We start from the raw sequence: 16376 nt of genomic DNA on the forward strand, positions 1-16376 counted from the left end.
CCAATAGCGACGGGACCTTATTTTTGAGTAGGGCATGAAATCGTTGAGCGAGGTGGAGCACGATCGTCAGGAATGTCCGTCAACGAAACCAGCCTCATTTTCCAATCCGGGCAAGTGACGCATCTTGTTTTGCTGTAAGCCAATCCGACTGGATGGTAAGAACCCGAGACGAGCTTTCCGGAAATGAGTGGAAAAGCGTCATCATCCAATGCGCCTTTTCAGGAGTTCGCGTCTAGCGGACGGCGACGTAGCGAATACCTGGCACGCCTGGTCCTCTCTCGAAACGAGGGCGAGTTGGGAGCGTAGCGTCTTGAAGGCCGGATCCGCCGGAGGTCGGTGATTGCTACCTGCATCTCTTTTTCAATAAAGATGTCGTTGAGCTGCTTGGTCGCGGTTCCCATCACGAAAAAGGGCTTGGCCGCCAAAACATATACGCCGCCCAAGGAACGGCACATCGTGGCGCTGCTGACTCAATGTATCATCAAAACAGGCACGACCGGCGCGTTTAACATGGCCTTGGTTACGCCGCCGAACACCCGTTCGCGAACGCGTGAATGGCCGTATGCGCCCATTACAATGAGGTCTGCGGCGATATCAATCGCGTGCTGGACAAGAACCTCGCTAACCTCGCGCCCGGAGCTTGGAAGACGATCGACAGTAACCTTGATGCCGTGTCGGGAAAGGTAGGTCGCTACATCCGAACCGGGTTCTTCCCCGTTCGCAGCCTGGGTGGCCTTGGGGTCGATCAGAACTATGTTGACGATGTCAGCGCCTTTCATCATTTCCAGTGCCTCCCTTAGGGCTCTGCTCGCCTCAATGGTAGAGTTCCATGCTAGAAGTATTTTCTTGGGGGATAGCGTCACCGACTGGCGGTTACCGGAAAGAAGGACCGGTCGAGCCGAATTGAAAAGCGCGCCCTCAACGACGTGCGAGCGAAGCCTCCGGTTTGCTAGCAGGCTCGTCCCGACGAGGGTCAGGTCGGCATAACGTGCGCGTTCTCCGACGTCGTCCTCCACCCATGCTTCCTCAGGATAGCTTCCATGGATTTCGAACGAAACACCAAGTGTTTCGAGCGTCGCGCGGGCACTCATGGCCGCTTTGCCAAGCCTCCCGGTGTCGCCATCACGAACCTCGATCCAGGCAACCGACATGGCTGCGTAATCTCCTAATGGCACCGGAGCCGCAAGCATCATCAAGAGGACGGTCAGATGGGCGTTTCCAGCCACGCAGAGATCCACCGCGGCCCTCAGATCGCTTTCATAGTTGTCGGCATCAGCGACGAGCAGGACAGTCTTGTACGTCATGGCTCTGTTCTCCCGAATTAGGAATTGAGCGTAAAACCAGTCTAGGCGTGTTATCGAAGCCGGCATTGACGCCAATCAAAGTTGGAATACGAAGCGGTTCGTGTGCTGAGCGTGCCGAGGCGCATGCACGACCTCCGGCAGAGGCCTTAGAGGTGTCACGATGATGGCAAAGCCGGGCGAGTGAGAATACTTCTAAACTTCGCTGAAACAGACTCCGAATATCGAAGGCACGCTGTCTCTTTGATGAACCGCCTCGGGGTCAATACGGATTTTACGTTTCAATCAAGCAACTCTCGTAGGCGTTTTGCAAGTTGACGTGCAGTATAGGGTTTCAGTAACCAGGCCGAACCATCCGGCAGTTGTCTTTCGGTAACACGCGGGGCGGCGTAGCCGGACGTTAGGAGTATCTTCATGTCGGGACGAAATCTGCGGATGTGGTGAGCGAGTTCGCTGCCGGTCATACCGCCGGGCATGATCATGTCTGTGAACACAAGTGAGACTTCTGGGTGTTCAGCAAGAAGCTGAAGAGCTTGTGTACCCGCCTCGGCCTCAAATACTTTATAGCCCGTGTCCAATAGACGCGCGACTACGATGCGGCGAACACGTGCATCGTCTTCGACCACGAGGATTGTTTCGTGCCCACGCGGGACCGCCTCGCGGACTGGGCCTTTCGCTTCACTTGCCGCGTTTGGTTGCGACGGTTGAGTTGCAGCCGGCAAGAACAGCCGTACTGTGGTGCCTCGGCCTTGTTCGCTATAAAGTTGAACATGTCCGCCGGACTGCATGACAAAACCATAGACCATGCTGAGCCCAAGCCCTGTTCCAGCGCCGGTGGCTTTGGTCGTGAAGAAGGGCTCAAATGCGCGGCGCCTGACATCCTCCGTCATGCCCGAGCCCGTATCGCTGACGGCTACGAGGACATACTGCCCCGTTCGAACATCCGGATACATCAGCACGTAATCCTGATCCAACATCGCCTTGGAAACCTCGACAGTGAGCGTCCCAGCAGACTTCATTGCGTCGCGCGCATTCAGTGCGAGGTTGAGTAGAGCATTCTGAAGTTGAGGAACGTCGACAAGGACAACGTTTTCGGACCCGCGAACCAACGTGGAAAGCTCCACCGTCTCACCCAATGTGCGGCTCAATAAGTTGGCAAAACTACTGACAAGCGCACCGACATCGATGAGTTCCGGGGCGAGGGGCTGGCGTCTGCCGAAGGCAAGCAATTGCGCCGTGAGCTTTGCACCATCATCGGCCGCAGCTTGTGCTTCCTGCAAGAGGTGCCGGAGATCCTGATCCTCCAGGCGTGCCTCGATCATTTCGAGATTACCGACGATAACTGTCAGCAAATTGTTGAAATCGTGCGCGAGCCCTCCGGTGAGCTGGCCGATGGCTTCCATCTTTTGAGATTGTCTCAATTCCTCGTCGATACGCTGACGACTGGTCAGATCTCTAATAAAGCCCGTAAAGATCCTACGATCGGCGGATCGAGCTTCTCCGACCGATAGCTCCATCGGGAAGGTGGTGCCATCCTTGCGCCTGCCGGTCACGACTCTACCTATGCCGATGATCCGCCGTTCCCCTGTGCGAAGGTAATTCGAGATATAGCGGTCATGCGCCTCTCGATCCGGAGAGGGCATGAGCACCCTGACGTTTTGGCCGCAGACCTCACTTTCCGCATAACCAAAGAGCCGTTCTGCCGCGCTGCTGAAAGATGTGATTACCCCAGTTTCGTCAATTACCACCATCGCTTCGGGGACGGTATCGAGGATCGACCGGAGATGAGCCTCCCGTGAGACAAGGTCGGCTTGGGCATGTTTCAAGTCCGAGATGTCGTTGTCGAACTGCGCTGTAAGGTCTTCTTGACCATTTTGAAGTCCTACCCAGAGGCTCACGACGAAGACCTTGCTTCCATCTCTACGCTTTTGTGCCAACTCGCCGGACCACGTTCCGTGCTGTTTCATGTATTCATGGATTGCTTCGATTGGCTCCGGGAAGGTCGTCGCGAGCAGCTGGTGGATCACTTCGCCTTCCGCTTGATCGCGTGGCCAACCGTAAAGTTCCTCGCAGCCCCTGCTCCAGTGACTGATCATACCGCTTGGCCCATGGACGACCAAGTTCGCGCCCCTGAGCAGATCTACGATCTTTGTCATCCGTGCCTGCGCCATCGTCAACCGCCACGTTCTTGAGCAAATCTTGTTCGCTCGCCTCTGCCAAACATGTGAGCCGACTGAAGATCTGTATCGTCACCGTCCGCGATCGCTTGAAGCGAGTTTCTTTTTAAAATTATGATCGAGCGCCGATCAGGCGCAACTATAATCCCGCAGTTCGCGAATTTCGTTATCGTACGAGACACGGTTTCTATTGTCATGTTCAAGTAGTCTGCGATATCGAGCCGCGTCATCGGAAGATTGACGAAGGGAATCGGATCGGCATGTTTGTCCTTCATCATCAAAAGCAAAAAATTGGCGACTTTCTCGTCAGCACTACGGCGGGATAAGAGCACCGCTTGATCCTGTGCCGCCGTCATCTCGTCACAGAGCTTGGATAGGAATTGTTCCCTCAGATGCGGCTGGCGCGCGACTTCGTCTTCGAAGCGATGACGAGAAAAGCGGCGCAGTCTCACTTCAGTGATCGCCTCAACTGTGTAAAGATAGCGATCCCTAAGGGACACTCCCAACAGATCTCCCGTATGGAGAAAGCCAACAATGACCCGTCTGCCGTCCCTAAGTACGCGCAGCGCCCGCAGCATGCCATCATCCACCTGGAAAACGTATCTGGCCTCATCCCCCTCCCAGAAGATTGCTTCGCCCGGCGCTGCCTCGACTAAAGGTTGCAAGCTGAACATTGAGGCTAAATCACCGGGAACAAGCGAGCAGCCCTCATGTCCCAGACCACCGCGTCTAGCAACTGATTGAAGGGTCATCGCGCATCCTCCATCTGACGTTGACGGATGATTTCAGCACGCATGCGTGAATTGGGATCGACGCGCCTGAGACGATTTGTGCTATTGTGTGACGGAATGTGACAGCGGCCGGGGCCGATATTCGGGGTAGGTTATGGCAAACGCTTGCAACGAGCCGGAGCTGGTCCTCGTTGTGGATGACGATCCACGAATTAGGCAGATGCTAGCGCGCTATTTCGAAGCGGAAGGTTACCGCGTGAGCCTCGCTGGCGACGGCCGGGAAATGCGCAAGTCCGTCGAAAAAGGCGACGTCGATATCATCCTGCTCGATCTGGGCTTGCCGGGTGAGGATGGACTGTCGCTGGCTCGAGACCTTCGGGCACACTCTGATATTCCGATCATCATGCTGACGGGACGGGCCGATGTGGTCGACCGTGTCGTCGGCCTTGAGATCGGGGCGGACGATTACGTCACAAAACCCTTTCATCTTCGAGAGGTTCTAGCACGGGTGAGGGGTGCCCTTCGTCGCCGCCGCTACTCGCCAATGCAGCCGCAGATCCGTGAGGAGCGGTTCGGTGAGATCTTCTGTTTCGAAGGACTGCGCCTCGACATCGCTTGCCGTCGACTGACCTCACAGGACGGAAAGGAAATTGCCTTAACCACGGCTGAGTTCGACATGCTCTCCACTTTGGTCGCGCATGCTGGCCGTGTCCTCAATCGTGACATGTTAATGGATCTCACCCGAGGCAGAACACTTGAAGCCTACGATCGCGTAATCGATGCCCAAATCGCGAGGTTGCGTCGCAAGATTGAACGCGATCCTCGGCATCCGGAGCTCATTAAATCCATTCGGGGAGTAGGCTACGTTTTTAGCGCGCGCACTGAAAAACAGGACGCTTAAGTTTCGCTTTAGTCCTTGCCTATCACACGGGAATGAAGATTCCGGAAGATGTACTATCGAGCGGTTCGCCTCCCACAGACCATTGGTCAGGTGTGGGATTTGCAATGTGAATGATGTTGCAGTGCTTGTTTCGCGCCGCAGTGGTCACATAACGCAGCATAGCACTTGAGACGCCACGCGCGTCAGCGGCGCTGGCGACAACAAAGACAGGGACAGAAAGGTGGAAACCAAGCCGGGCACTATGTCTGGCGCGCATTATGGCGATGCCATTGACGTAACCGAATGCGTTCTCACTAGTCACGATCTCTTCAACATAGGGGGATCGGTAGCGCGGGCGCAGGCCGACTGCACAATATTCGCGCCATGCATCTAGGCCAATGCCGTACCCAACGGCTTCAATCAAACAGTAGGCCTGGTCGACTTGCATCGGTCTGATTGGACCGACGGCGTAGGCGGAAGCCATTGTTCCCCTCCCATTGAATCGCTTGGGGAACGTGCCACTCAGCCTCAAGTGCCCCAAGGCGCTACGGCCTGGTGGATGATCGCACGCTCCGCTTGAGCGATAGTTCGTAGTTTTCTTGCAAAGCGGCAAGGCGTCATTGACGGGCATCAATGCCAGCGGTTGAATTTCCGTTTTCTATTCGTCCTCGGGAACATCGCAGGAGGAGACGTCATGCCAATCGATCTTCGCGGTCGTGACATGCTGACCCTTGATGAGTACACTGGGGAGGAGATACGCTTCCTTCTTCGATTGGCCGCGGAACTCAAAACACAAAAGCAGGCCGGTTGCGAAACCAAGCGATTAGGTGCGAAAAACATCGCACTTCTTTTAGAAAAAGATTCGCTTCATAGCCGCGCTGCCTTCGAGGTGGCGGCTCACGACCAAGGGGCCAATCTCACTTTGATCGGGCACGCGACAGGCTACGCACGGCGCCGGGATACGATCAAGGACACCGCCCGTTTTCTTGATAGACTATATGATGCAATTGGATACTGCGGACATTCGCAGACTGACATCGAAGAGTTGGCCCACTGGGCGACAGTGCCTGTTCTCAATAGTGTAACGGATGTGTTCCATCCAACCCAAGGCTTGGCTGACCTGCTGACGATGCAGGAGTGCAGCGACAAGCCCCTGGAAAAGTTAATCGTAGCTTTCATGGGTGACGGACGGAGTAATGTGGCAAGAACGCTCGCGGTGGTCGCGTCAAAACTTGGCATCGACCTCCGCATCGTTTCGCCGCGGACCTTCTGGCCGGAGGCGCCTTTTGTCGACCATGTTATGTCGCTTGCCAAGCAATGCGGCGGACAGATAACGGTTTTAGAGCATGTTGGCACCGGCATCCTCGGAGCCGACTTCGTCTGCACGGCTCCCTGGTTTGCCGAGGGAGATGTTCGCTGGGCAGATCGGGTCAGGCAGCTTGCACCGTTCGGGGTCAGAGAGAACGTGATGGAGGCCACTGATAATCCGCGCACCAAGCTGATGCACAGTCTGCCTGCCTGGCATGCTGCCGCAGATCAGGTTGGAGCACGTGTTGCCAGACGGTTCGGCATCGAGTGCCTGGAAGTGTGCGATGCCGTTTTTGAATCCAAGTCGTCGGTTGTGTTTACGCAAGCTGAAAATCGCATGCACGCCATCAAGGCGACACTGATTGCGACAATGGACGGTCAACCCGAAATTTGATCCGGAGTTTTTGCGATGACCACTTATCCGATCATTCGCTTCCACGGCGCTGCAGGAACCGTGACAGGCTCGTGCCAACTGATAGAGTCCGGCGAGACGAAAATACTGGTCGATTGTGGGCTCTTCCAGGGCTCCAAAACCGAAAAGGAACTTAACTATCGACCTTTCCCTTTCGACGTCGATACAATCGACGCAGTACTGTTGACACACGCGCATATCGACCACTCCGGACTTTTGCCGAAGCTTGCCCGCGCGGGATATAGCGGTCCGATCTTCGCGACACCGGGGACGACGGATCTGTGTTCCGTCATGCTGCCGGACTCTGCCCACATCCAGGAAAGCGAAGTCGACCAGCTCAACCGAAGAAACCTTCGACGCGGCCGGCGCACGGTGACTCCGATCTATACCGCAAGAGATGCAGCCGTTGCAGTTACACTTTTCAGACCAGTGCGGCTAAACACATGGGAGACGGCCGCCGACGGAATACGCTTCCGATTTTGGAATGCCGGTCATCTCCTCGGCTCGGCTTCAGTTGAAGTCGAAATCGGCACCTCTCCGTCATCTCTCAGGTTGCTCTTTTCCGGCGACATCGGACCCAGTCACAAACTCCTACAATATGACGCGACCGCACCTGTGGGATGGGACTATGTGGTTTGCGAAAGCACATATGGTGACGTCGAACGAGACGACGCGAGCGATGAGACGCGGCGGGGTATCTTGCGCTCGGTGGTGACCGATGCCGAGCATCCAAATGGCGCGTTGATCATACCGTCTTTTGCCGTGGAACGTACCCAGGAGCTGCTCACCGATCTGGTCTACCTCATGGAGGCCGGCACGATCGCCAACTGTCCCATCGTCATAGACTCTCCTCTCGCGACGAGGGCCAGCGAGATCTTTCGTCGTCATGCCGCCGAGCTCGAAAATGGTGACATGCTGTCCAGGGCCTTACGTGCCAAGAACGTGCGCTTTACGGAGACCCCGGAGCAATCCAAAGCTATCGACTTCATGAGGGGATTCCATATCGTCATCGCGGCAAGCGGGATGTGCGAGGCGGGCCGCATCAGGCACCGACTGAAGAACTGGCTTTGGAGGGATGAGGGAACAGTTCTGCTTGTTGGTTACCAGGCCGCAGGCACTTTGGGACGACTCCTCGAAGAGGGCGCATCCATGGTTCGCATTCAGGGCGAGGACATGCGCGTGCGCGCCCGCATACGGAAGCTAGACATTTATAGCGGGCATGCCGATGGTCGGCAGCTTGCCCAGTGGGTGCGGACGCGCTGCCCGATAAGTGCCGGCGTTTTTTTGGTACACGGCGAAGATGATGGCCTGGAGGGATTACGGCAAAGGCTGCTGGAGTTCCTTCCCGAAGACAAGGTGGTTCGTCCAAGTCTGGATGCCGCGTTCCGCTTGGAACCGACGGGTCCGGTCTCGATTTTCGAGCATGTGCCGCCTCCGCGCATCGATCCACTTCGTGCGGGACGGACGGATTGGAACAACGATTTCCAATCACTTGTTCTCGATCTTCAGGACGAGTTGGCGAAAGCTGCGGATGACAAGGCACGTGGCGTGGTCATTAGACGTATGCGGCGGGCAATGCAGGAAGATGCTTGACCTTTTTCCCGTATCTGACAGGTGAAATGGAGTACATGGGTCGCAACCGATAGCCATGGCCGAAGACAGCCACAACATGCCTGTCGTAGCTGCTATGCGGCGCGATATCCCCATCGTCGACGAGCGGTCCCACATCGAGGTAATCTTGCGGCTGATGCAGGATGCGAACGCCCCAGCTGCAGCGGTAGTCGACCGCAGCCACCGCGTCGTCGGCCTCATGAACTACGAAACGATTGGTGAATTGCTGATGCTCCGCAATGCCGATGCCCACTTTCGGCCCGGCAGCCGCGGTCTACACTTGCGGTAATCGCGTCGCAGCCCACGGCCTTTGCATCCTCGGCGCACCGCGGGTTGCTAGGTGGGGCGGCCACATCCACCGCCGCCTCAATGGGGCTTCTCAACCTGGGGTGAAGATCAATGGGCCATCAAAATTGGCAAGTTCGCTTCTTTGAGCATGGATTTTGTCACGCCGCCAAGAATTAGCTCCAGCAATTTTGAATGGCCGTAGGCGCCCATGACCATCATGTCTGCATTGATGTCCAATGCATGCCTTAGCAGGGTTTCCGTCACAGAACGGCTCGAGCTCGACAAGGTGGCGACCGTGACGTTGATGCCATGGCGCGCAAGATAAGTTGCGACATCAGCTCCCGGCTCGTCACCACTTGCTCTTGCCGCGGCAACCGGGTCGACCATCGTGACGTGAACCGACTGCGCCATCTTCATCATTTCAAGAGCGTGCCTTGAAGCGTGAGCTGCACTCGGCCGCGAATCCCACGCAAGGAGGATCATCTTTGGCCTCAGGGTCGCATTAACGTCTGGAGGAACGAACAGGACGGGACGCCCTGCTTGAAAAAGCCCGCCGCTGACGACCTGCGATTTCAACTCCTCACTCCCAAAGACGCCGGGTCCAGCCAAAACCAGATCCGCATAGAGAGCTCGTTCACCGATGTCGTACCCGGGGCCAGCAACCTCAGCATACAGGCTATCGACATCAAACGACAACTCGGCCCCAGTAAGACGTTCGCGGAGCATGGAAACGCGTTCTGTCAGCTTCTGCAGGTTGTGATCGCGCGCCTCCAGCCAACTCGGCGAGAGTGTCTCGTAGCGCCCCGTCGGCACGCGGGACATGGCAACGAGAAGAGCGCTCAAATGAGCTCTCACTTCGCCGCAGAGTTTCATTGCGACTTGCATGTCGTTTTCGATCCCATGCTCGCCAAGTATGCTGAGAATGGTCTTGAATGGCATGTCTTCCTCCTTTCGTGGATGCGCCGCTCCGCAAGTGCTTGTTCTGCTGGCGGAGCGGTGGACAATCCTCACATCGCGTTCACCTGAATTTTGCGATCGTTCTGTCTAGCCTCCTTGCTCTTTGGCAAGGTGACGGTGAGGACTCCCTTCGAGAAGGTTGCCGCGATTTCGTCCGCCTTGACGCCGTCCGGCATCTTGAAGCTGCGTTGGAACGTGCCGTAGCGTCGCTCCGACAGAACATATTCCTTGCCCTTTTCTTCTTTTGCTTCTTGTTTCTCACCTCGAATCGTCAGAATTTCGTTCGAGACCTTCACTTCGACGTCCTTCTCCTCGATGCCCGGCAACTCGACGGTGATCTCGTAGCTTGCCATTTTCGACGAGATCTACCGCAGGCGCGATCGCCCACGTCGACAGTAGGGATGATTGCTGACTGGAGGGGCCAAACGACCGACGCCAGAAGCTCGGTGTGAAATCATCGAACAAGCGATCGATTTCGGCTCGAAGGCTATTAAAGGGCACCCACGATTCCGCACGGGGCCGGGTTGCGGTTTCATCTTGTTTGATGGGGAGTTTAGTTGCTGTTTCAGCCATGGCTGGTTTCTCCTTCGCATGAAGTTTGGTGGCCGGCGGCCTGTGCAGAAAATGGTGGGCGGCATGATCGCCTTACGTTTCGACTAATCTGCCGTTCACCGCCTGACAGCAATATTGAACCGCGCCCGAAGGGGAAAAGCATTGACGGCCGTCAAAAAGGCCGCATGTTCATGTAAGAACATCGGGTCGATGCAGGTCGTTTCGACCCATCACTCGCCCTGTTTACCGCGCCCCTGAGACCGCACCGCTGAAGATGGACGCTGGTCGGTCGCTGAAGCGACCCTCAGATCCGACGGATTGCCATTTGTTGTGGCCAGAACCCGGTTCGAAAAATGTGAGTTCCCAGTCACCTCGGGCCCGAGCCAATCGGGAAGAACGGGACTGTCAGCGAGGTCCCTTAATTCAACTTCTGCGATTACGAGGCCGCGATGCTGCCCGGAATAGACATCGACCTCCCAGGTGTGGCCTTGATGTTCCACTTCGAAGCGCGTTTTCTCAATGACACCTTGAGCATACTGAAACATCTCCTTCGCATCCGCGTATGGAATGTCGTATTCGAACTCCTCGCGTCTGGCTTGGCCGCTTCTAATCTTTACCGTCAACTTGGCGCACCTGGCATCAATAATCCTGACCCGGACCGTTCTGTTCTTCGTCGCTACAAGGTAGGCTTGCTGTAGCAGAAATCCTTCCGAAGCCTGCTGCCGCCACCGATCATCAAGCACCAAGAATTTTCGTTCAATTTCTGCAGCCATGTCTGCCTCGTTGATTGAAGGTGCAGTGTCATTATAGCCGGAGACACTTCACCGAGGTCTTAGCGACGGTTCGAGTTTGAGTGCGGGGACCGAGCGCTTTCGCGAACATCTGTGATGAAGCCTGAAAACTAAGCGGCGCCTTGTATTCTCGAGAACATGAAAGTTGCACGACGCGCTTCACCGGTCATTGTTCGGCTGCCAATCATCGCGGGCGCTGGGCCTTGATGTAGGCGACAAGATCGCCAATCTCCGAACGCGTTAATGACAGATTGGGCATCCGTGAGTGCTGGGGTGCCGACAAAAAAGCCGACAATTTGGCCTCGTTAAAGTCCTTCGTCCGACTTATCTCCGCGAATGTCGGAACTGAGTCGGAGCCGTGCCCCTGTCCTGGTGCAACGATATGGCATTCGCTGCACCAGCGAACCGCTATTGTGCGTCCCTGGGCGAGATCAGCCGCGGCGACATGGCCGATGTGTAGGAGGATGGAAATCCAAATACCATTCAGAAAGATCAGCCGCTTCATTTTGGAGCGATCCCTTCTAAACTGAAGTCGGTGTTACATCGTCGACGAGCCGGGTTCCGCGTTGATGAACGCAGCTTGCCGTTTTCTTCTCAACGGGCGAGCCGACAAACCGTCGTAAAGCGAACGCGTTGGCCCCTTCGAGAGTGCAATGTTATCGGGGACCGCTGCTTGCGTCTTTGATGCCGATCAATGCAGCCTGATTTGGGACGCACAGTCACTGACCAGCACTGATGTGATCTGCCTGGTTCTCAACAAGAGGAGAGCCGGTCGAACAGGCGTACGCGCTTGGTGTTGCCAAAGATGCGCTAGCGGTGAGAACCGAGAAAGAGATCTCCCGTACTATGGTGGCGGCTGCGAGCCGAAATTAGTCCCGGCGTTTGATCGGCGACAAAGCTAAGTTCGCGCTCGCCGGCTACATTTGATCGTCGTCGGCCCCTGCTGACACAATGTGATCGTTACCAAAATGTGGCAAGGGGCGCCGGTCGGCTTTAGAGAAGCGCTTGCCGTCGAGGAGTCGTGACTATGACTAGCCGTGTCTTAGCCAAATCTGAATGGCATCTATATTTTGACCGGATTGCAAAGGCTCTCCAAGGCAAGCGCGTTCTGGTCGAAGTGATCGGACTGAATCTCGGCGACCAGATTCAAGCGAAATCAGTGATGTTGCTCGGCATCACGTTTGACCACAAAGGTGACTTGCTCGAAATCGCCTTGGAGGGCCTCGATCATCTCATTCACAAGCCAACCGCTATAACGGTTAGAGAAGGACCTGATGGGCTTAGTAATCTGGAAGTCGTGGACTCCGAGCAGCGTCGCCAGATCGTCACATTGGTCAGCCCACTCAGACTTTCCGCGCCTCACAACTAAGCAACCAATACTGGGAGTTTCGCGCTGCTACGGCATTTCAACAAGGGATTCCCCCGCGGCAGCGATGGTCGCCGTGAACATCAGTGCCGTCAATATCAAGAGCCGCGCGTTGCCAATTCGAATTGCACGGCCCCGGTTTTTGAAGTCGGCACGCTCGTGATCATGTGCACCTCCATCCTTCTCGAATTGCACAACCATAAGGAATGGAGGTTCGACCCAGCACACGGGCGGGCTTCCAACTACGCTTGAAGCCGACCAGTAAACCTCGGTCATTTGCCGGATTTCAATGCCTTCGCGGCAAAAAGAGCCACATGCTCTCCGCGACTGCCGAGGGGTTCTCGTCCGACCGGTTCCCACGCGTATTGGTGTCCCGCATGCAGCACCACCACCTCAGACGCAAGCAGCGAAGCGTCAAAGCGTTTTGTCGCCTGCTCTATCTTGGCAGCCGTCGCCAAGCACAGTGAATTCAAGCCGATGCTCATCACCCACGAGCCCATAATACACTTCGCCGCTGTGAATGCCGATCCCCACTCGGACAGGCGGGTCGAAACCACGTTTGCTGTTCCACAGATCGATAAGCTCAAGGATCCGGTACGCGCACGCAACTGCGCGAGGGCAATCGTCGCTCTGCGGCTCCGGAATACCAAAACAATCAGGGCGCCATCCCCGATGAATTTGTCCACCATTCCGCCAGAAGCCTCGGTTGCTCTCATCACGCGCCGCCGAAACGAGGAGATGAATACGGATAACTTCCCTGGATCCAGCTTTTCCGCATAGGCGGTGAAGCCTCGTATATCTACAAACAGGATGGTGCCATGCTGACGAGGCGATGACGAGGGACCAGCAATGACAATACCGGCCAGCACCGCTGACGCCGGCGGCAAGAGGTGATCCATAGCTTGTTGAAGATCGCAGCCCAGAAGAACGGCAAGCTAATGGTTTGCCGTGATCGTCGCCGGGGCCGGCCCTCCGATGTCGTCGAGAGGCGTTGCCAGGTGGCGGGCGGCTGCGATCCCCAGGTCGGCCGGAGCCACCATCGGGATCTTCAGATCAGCGCCGCGCCAGGACATTGATAATGCAATCGAACAGATCGGAACTTGTCGTCCACCAGACGGTTTTGTACTGGAAACGAGGGGATAAGCCCCGATGACTGAGAAGATTGCAGTTGCGCCAGGGAAGGACGATCCGAAAAAACCTGGAGCGGGTCGTCCTGATCGTCGGAAGCCCGAGGACCAGAAGCCACCTCGCGACACAAGCGAAGCCCCGGCAGAAAATCCGGACGGCAAATCCATCCGGTAAAGATGGTCGACCAGGGATCATAAAAGCAATGGCCCCGTCGGGGGTGACGAGGCCAGGGGCTACTTCGGACTTCACTCCGGGGATTGGTGGAGCCGGCCATGTGATCCCAAGGGGACATTTGGGATCCAGACAAGCGAGAAAACGCCCATGGGCTGAAAAGGTTCCTGTCGGACGGAAGCGAACCCAAAAAAAATGGCCCCGAAAGGCGACGACGGGGCCAAGCGAGCGTGTACCTGGCAGGCCCCGCACGGCTTCGCGTCGGGGCCCGGTCGATCATCCGGCGTCGTGGATCATCGGCAAATCAAAACGGCCAACGATCCGGAAAGTTCCCTACGCGTCCGGTCTATGCCACGCAGCGTCGGAGTGCTGCTCCTGCCACATGGCGCTCTCGAACAGTGCATCCCCATCGCTCACCCCGTGGCGAAATTGATCGGTTATGTACCGCGCCAACCGGTGGGCGCGCTTTCCGTAGCGTGGAATGTTGCACCAGGTGCATACCCTATCGAATGTTCGTTGGAGCATATCCAGATCGTCTGGGCTGATCTCGGTGGTTGGCTCTCCTGCAACCTCCTGCATCGAGATCTCCTGATTGCCGTGGACGAGTGCTTCCGCGTTCGCGTGCGCCACCGATCTTTTGTCGAAACCGGTCATGTATTTCAGGGCACTGCTCTCTCGGATGCCTCTCTGGTAACAGTTGAGAATGCGCCTTGCGATCACTTCTGCCGTCTCACAATCCCGCGACAGCCCGCGTTCGCGCAGGATGTCCTGGAAGATCTGATCGATCTCGTTCATTTCGTGAGGGAGAAGCGCCATCGATCTGTTCAGGGAATGCATGCGCGACCTCCTTATCTCAAAGGGGGCGGCGCGAGGTTCCCTCCGCCGGAGCCCCGTAGTTCGAAAATCGAGTGTGAAGAAAAAATAGTATCGGGCTGTCGATCCGACAAGATCACCAAAAGGGGCGAGGGGGTGACTTCGGCTGCTGGGAAACGGCCCGACCGGGCGTCAAGTCGATCAGCCGACTTTTGAGACCTACCAATTTGGCTGACTTGATGTCGTCATGCGCAATTTCCGCGTCGGTACGGCGTGACGATGACCCGATTTTCAGCCATAAGATGGCGCGTCTGTGAATTCGAACGCTCAGACGGAAGGCCCTGGATTCTACCCGTTTCGGATCTAAGGCCTTTCTTGTTTTTCATAGTCGTTGGCGGGTCACCTTTGTGGCTTCGCGGCAGATTTCCAGGACATCCTCTTTTCCCATGCTCCGGACTATCCCGCAGACCGAGCACCGAATCTCTTCTCTCGCCTCCATCTCGGAGAATGCGAGGTGCTCTCGCGCGCCGCATGTCTGGCACCGGCTTTCAAAGCTATCGGAGCAATTCATTACTGCCTCCCGTTGCTTTCGAAACACCCTTACAACCTGGTCCATCCAAAGGTGATTTCAAGATGACCTATCGTCCATCGCTGGAATGGCCCCAGCCGTCGGCGCTTATCAAGCCTCTGAACACGAACGCTCAGCAAGGTAGTTGGGGCATGCGATTTTCCCTTGCCTCTCCCGAGGCCGCTTTCAAACCCATGGAAATCCTTGCCGTATTGCCGGCACTGATATCCGGGGATGTGCCTGAAACGCCGGCAAGATTGGCGACCGCGCTCAATCAATCCAATGTGCGAAAATGGAAGGCCCGCCGGTAGGCGGGGCGAGTATCGCACCCAGATGGCTCACTGGGCGCGGGGAGGTTCAGTCCAACAGAAACTGCTCACATGCGCTAGGCGCGTAACTCGAGGGAGGGAAGGTCTGTTTCCCCGATTCCGGTACGCCCTCGCATAAAAACTCGGCTACTGGTGTCGCGGCGTTCGCGGCATGACGAAGATTGCCCGTGATCCACTTTATCGCCGCCACAGATTTCCCGCTGAGGTGATTGCCCATGCTGTGTGGCTTTATTTCCGGTTTCCGCTCAGCTTGCGAATGGTCGAGGATCTGCTGGCAGCGCGTGGCGTCATCGTCTCCCACCAGACAGTGCGTCTTTGGGCGGAGAAATTCGGAAGGCACTTTTCCAATGACATCCGCAGGCGCTCAGTCGGAAAGCTCGGCGACAAGTGGCACCTCGACGAGGCTGTCGTCATCATTCGTGGACAGAAACAATGGCTGTGGCGTGCCGTAGATCAGGACGGTTTCGTTCTGGACGTTCTGGTGCAAAGCCGCCGCAATACCAGGGCTGCCAGGCGTCTCATGCGAAAGCTTCTGCAAGGGCAAGGCCGATCGCCTCGTGTGATGATTACGGACAAGCTCCGATCTTATGGCGCAGCAAAACGCGATATCATACCCGGTGTCGAGCATCGCTCACATAAGGGCCTCAACAACAGGGCGGAGAATTCTCACCAACCGGTCCGACGACGTGAGAGGATCATGAAGCGGTTCAAGTCAGCGCGACAGCTTCAGCGCTTCGTCTCCATCCACGATCCCATCGCCAACCTCTTTCACATTCCGCGCCACGACGTTCCATCTGACCATCATCGCGAGCTGCGAGAAGCCGCGATGCGGATGTGGCGTGAGATCGCCCGTCTCCAGACTACCTGATCGTAGACCCCACAGACGGCACTGTGGCCGCCGCCGCTAAGTTTACAATGCCCAAGGGCGGTCTGTTTGGGGGCGGGTCGCTTCAACATGACCCAGTGAATCAAAAACCCCCGGCTAAAGCCAAG

Annotated in this window: 16 protein-coding genes and 1 pseudogene; 7 read left to right on the forward strand and 10 right to left on the reverse strand. The window is 56.5% G+C overall.

Features of this window, described 5'->3' with window-relative positions; all coding sequences use genetic code 11:
- Positions 1-470: 470 nt before the first annotated feature.
- The 3 genes from AB4Z53_RS19740 to AB4Z53_RS19750 form a co-directional block, all read right to left on the reverse strand.
- Positions 471-1304 (reverse strand): universal stress protein, encoded by an 834-nt coding sequence (locus AB4Z53_RS19740; protein ID WP_441597370.1) that lies wholly within the window; start codon positions 1302-1304, stop codon positions 471-473.
- A gap of 278 nt (positions 1305-1582) precedes the next feature.
- On the reverse strand, positions 1583-3457 hold the full coding sequence (locus AB4Z53_RS19745; RefSeq protein WP_441597371.1) for a PAS domain S-box protein: 1875 nt from the start codon (positions 3455-3457) through the stop codon (positions 1583-1585).
- A 17-nt stretch (positions 3458-3474) separates the two neighbouring features.
- The gene (locus tag AB4Z53_RS19750) at positions 3475-4230 is read right to left on the reverse strand and encodes a Crp/Fnr family transcriptional regulator (RefSeq protein ID WP_441597373.1); all 756 of its coding nucleotides are present in this window, start codon (positions 4228-4230) and stop codon (positions 3475-3477) included.
- Positions 4231-4363: 133 nt separating this feature from the next.
- Here AB4Z53_RS19750 and AB4Z53_RS19755 point away from each other — a divergent pair, with 133 nt between their 5' ends.
- Positions 4364-5110, forward strand: a complete 747-nt coding sequence (locus tag AB4Z53_RS19755) for a response regulator (protein ID WP_113536154.1) — start codon at positions 4364-4366, stop codon at positions 5108-5110.
- A 22-nt stretch (positions 5111-5132) separates the two neighbouring features.
- Here the strand turns inward: AB4Z53_RS19755 and AB4Z53_RS19760 are convergent, their stop codons facing one another.
- The gene (locus tag AB4Z53_RS19760; protein WP_113536155.1) at positions 5133-5573 is read right to left on the reverse strand and encodes a hypothetical protein; all 441 of its coding nucleotides are present in this window, start codon (positions 5571-5573) and stop codon (positions 5133-5135) included.
- A gap of 210 nt (positions 5574-5783) precedes the next feature.
- On the opposite strand from AB4Z53_RS19760, the gene argF reads away from it, so the two are divergent.
- From argF to AB4Z53_RS19775, 3 genes are read left to right on the forward strand one after another with little or no spacing between them, the layout of a single operon-like run.
- Complete coding sequence (gene argF / locus AB4Z53_RS19765; protein ID WP_441597376.1) at positions 5784-6791, forward strand: ornithine carbamoyltransferase; 1008 nt, start codon at positions 5784-5786, stop codon at positions 6789-6791.
- A 15-nt stretch (positions 6792-6806) separates the two neighbouring features.
- Positions 6807-8402 carry an MBL fold metallo-hydrolase gene (locus AB4Z53_RS19770; protein ID WP_441597378.1) on the forward strand — a complete coding sequence of 532 codons (1596 nt, stop codon included), beginning with the start codon at positions 6807-6809 and terminating at the stop codon, positions 8400-8402.
- 55 nt (positions 8403-8457) lie between these two features.
- A complete protein-coding gene (locus AB4Z53_RS19775) occupies positions 8458-8709 on the forward strand; it encodes a CBS domain-containing protein (protein WP_441597380.1) in 252 nt (83 codons plus the stop codon).
- A 107-nt stretch (positions 8710-8816) separates the two neighbouring features.
- Here AB4Z53_RS19775 and AB4Z53_RS19780 read toward each other — a convergent pair whose 3' ends face one another.
- The 4 genes and pseudogenes from AB4Z53_RS19780 to AB4Z53_RS19795 all read right to left on the reverse strand — a co-directional run bounded on the left by AB4Z53_RS19780 (position 8817) and on the right by AB4Z53_RS19795 (position 11513).
- The gene (locus AB4Z53_RS19780) at positions 8817-9647 is read right to left on the reverse strand and encodes a universal stress protein (protein ID WP_113536159.1); all 831 of its coding nucleotides are present in this window, start codon (positions 9645-9647) and stop codon (positions 8817-8819) included.
- A 68-nt stretch (positions 9648-9715) separates the two neighbouring features.
- Positions 9716-10238: pseudogene (locus AB4Z53_RS19785) on the reverse strand (Hsp20/alpha crystallin family protein).
- 209 nt (positions 10239-10447) lie between these two features.
- Complete coding sequence (locus AB4Z53_RS19790; protein ID WP_291164131.1) at positions 10448-10990, reverse strand: CYTH domain-containing protein; 543 nt, start codon at positions 10988-10990, stop codon at positions 10448-10450.
- Between the two features lie 202 nt (positions 10991-11192).
- A complete protein-coding gene (locus AB4Z53_RS19795) occupies positions 11193-11513 on the reverse strand; it encodes a c-type cytochrome (protein ID WP_113536162.1) in 321 nt (106 codons plus the stop codon).
- Positions 11514-12035: 522 nt separating this feature from the next.
- On the opposite strand from AB4Z53_RS19795, the gene AB4Z53_RS19800 reads away from it, so the two are divergent.
- Positions 12036-12377 carry a DUF5335 family protein gene (locus tag AB4Z53_RS19800; RefSeq protein WP_441597383.1) on the forward strand — a complete coding sequence of 114 codons (342 nt, stop codon included), beginning with the start codon at positions 12036-12038 and terminating at the stop codon, positions 12375-12377.
- Positions 12378-12646: 269 nt separating this feature from the next.
- On the opposite strand, the gene AB4Z53_RS19805 is transcribed toward AB4Z53_RS19800, so the two are convergent.
- Both AB4Z53_RS19805 and AB4Z53_RS19810 read right to left on the reverse strand, forming a co-directional pair.
- Positions 12647-13273, reverse strand: coding sequence for an adenylate/guanylate cyclase domain-containing protein (locus AB4Z53_RS19805; RefSeq protein ID WP_441597386.1), 627 nt, complete (start codon positions 13271-13273; stop codon positions 12647-12649).
- 733 nt (positions 13274-14006) lie between these two features.
- Positions 14007-14510 carry a hypothetical protein gene (locus AB4Z53_RS19810; RefSeq protein ID WP_441597388.1) on the reverse strand — a complete coding sequence of 168 codons (504 nt, stop codon included), beginning with the start codon at positions 14508-14510 and terminating at the stop codon, positions 14007-14009.
- Positions 14511-15119: 609 nt separating this feature from the next.
- Between AB4Z53_RS19810 and AB4Z53_RS19815 the strand changes: the two genes are divergently transcribed.
- Together AB4Z53_RS19815 and AB4Z53_RS19820 are read left to right on the forward strand one after the other, a co-directional pair.
- Positions 15120-15365: a hypothetical protein gene (locus AB4Z53_RS19815; protein ID WP_441597390.1), complete on the forward strand. Its 246-nt coding sequence runs from the start codon at positions 15120-15122 to the stop codon at positions 15363-15365.
- A 169-nt stretch (positions 15366-15534) separates the two neighbouring features.
- Positions 15535-16251, forward strand: a complete 717-nt coding sequence (locus AB4Z53_RS19820) for an IS6 family transposase (protein ID WP_441597392.1) — start codon at positions 15535-15537, stop codon at positions 16249-16251.
- Positions 16252-16376 lie beyond the last annotated feature (125 nt).

Origin of the sequence: Ensifer sp. 2TAB8 (assembly GCF_052115125.1) — a bacterium.
Taxonomy (GTDB): domain Bacteria; phylum Pseudomonadota; class Alphaproteobacteria; order Rhizobiales; family Rhizobiaceae; genus Ensifer.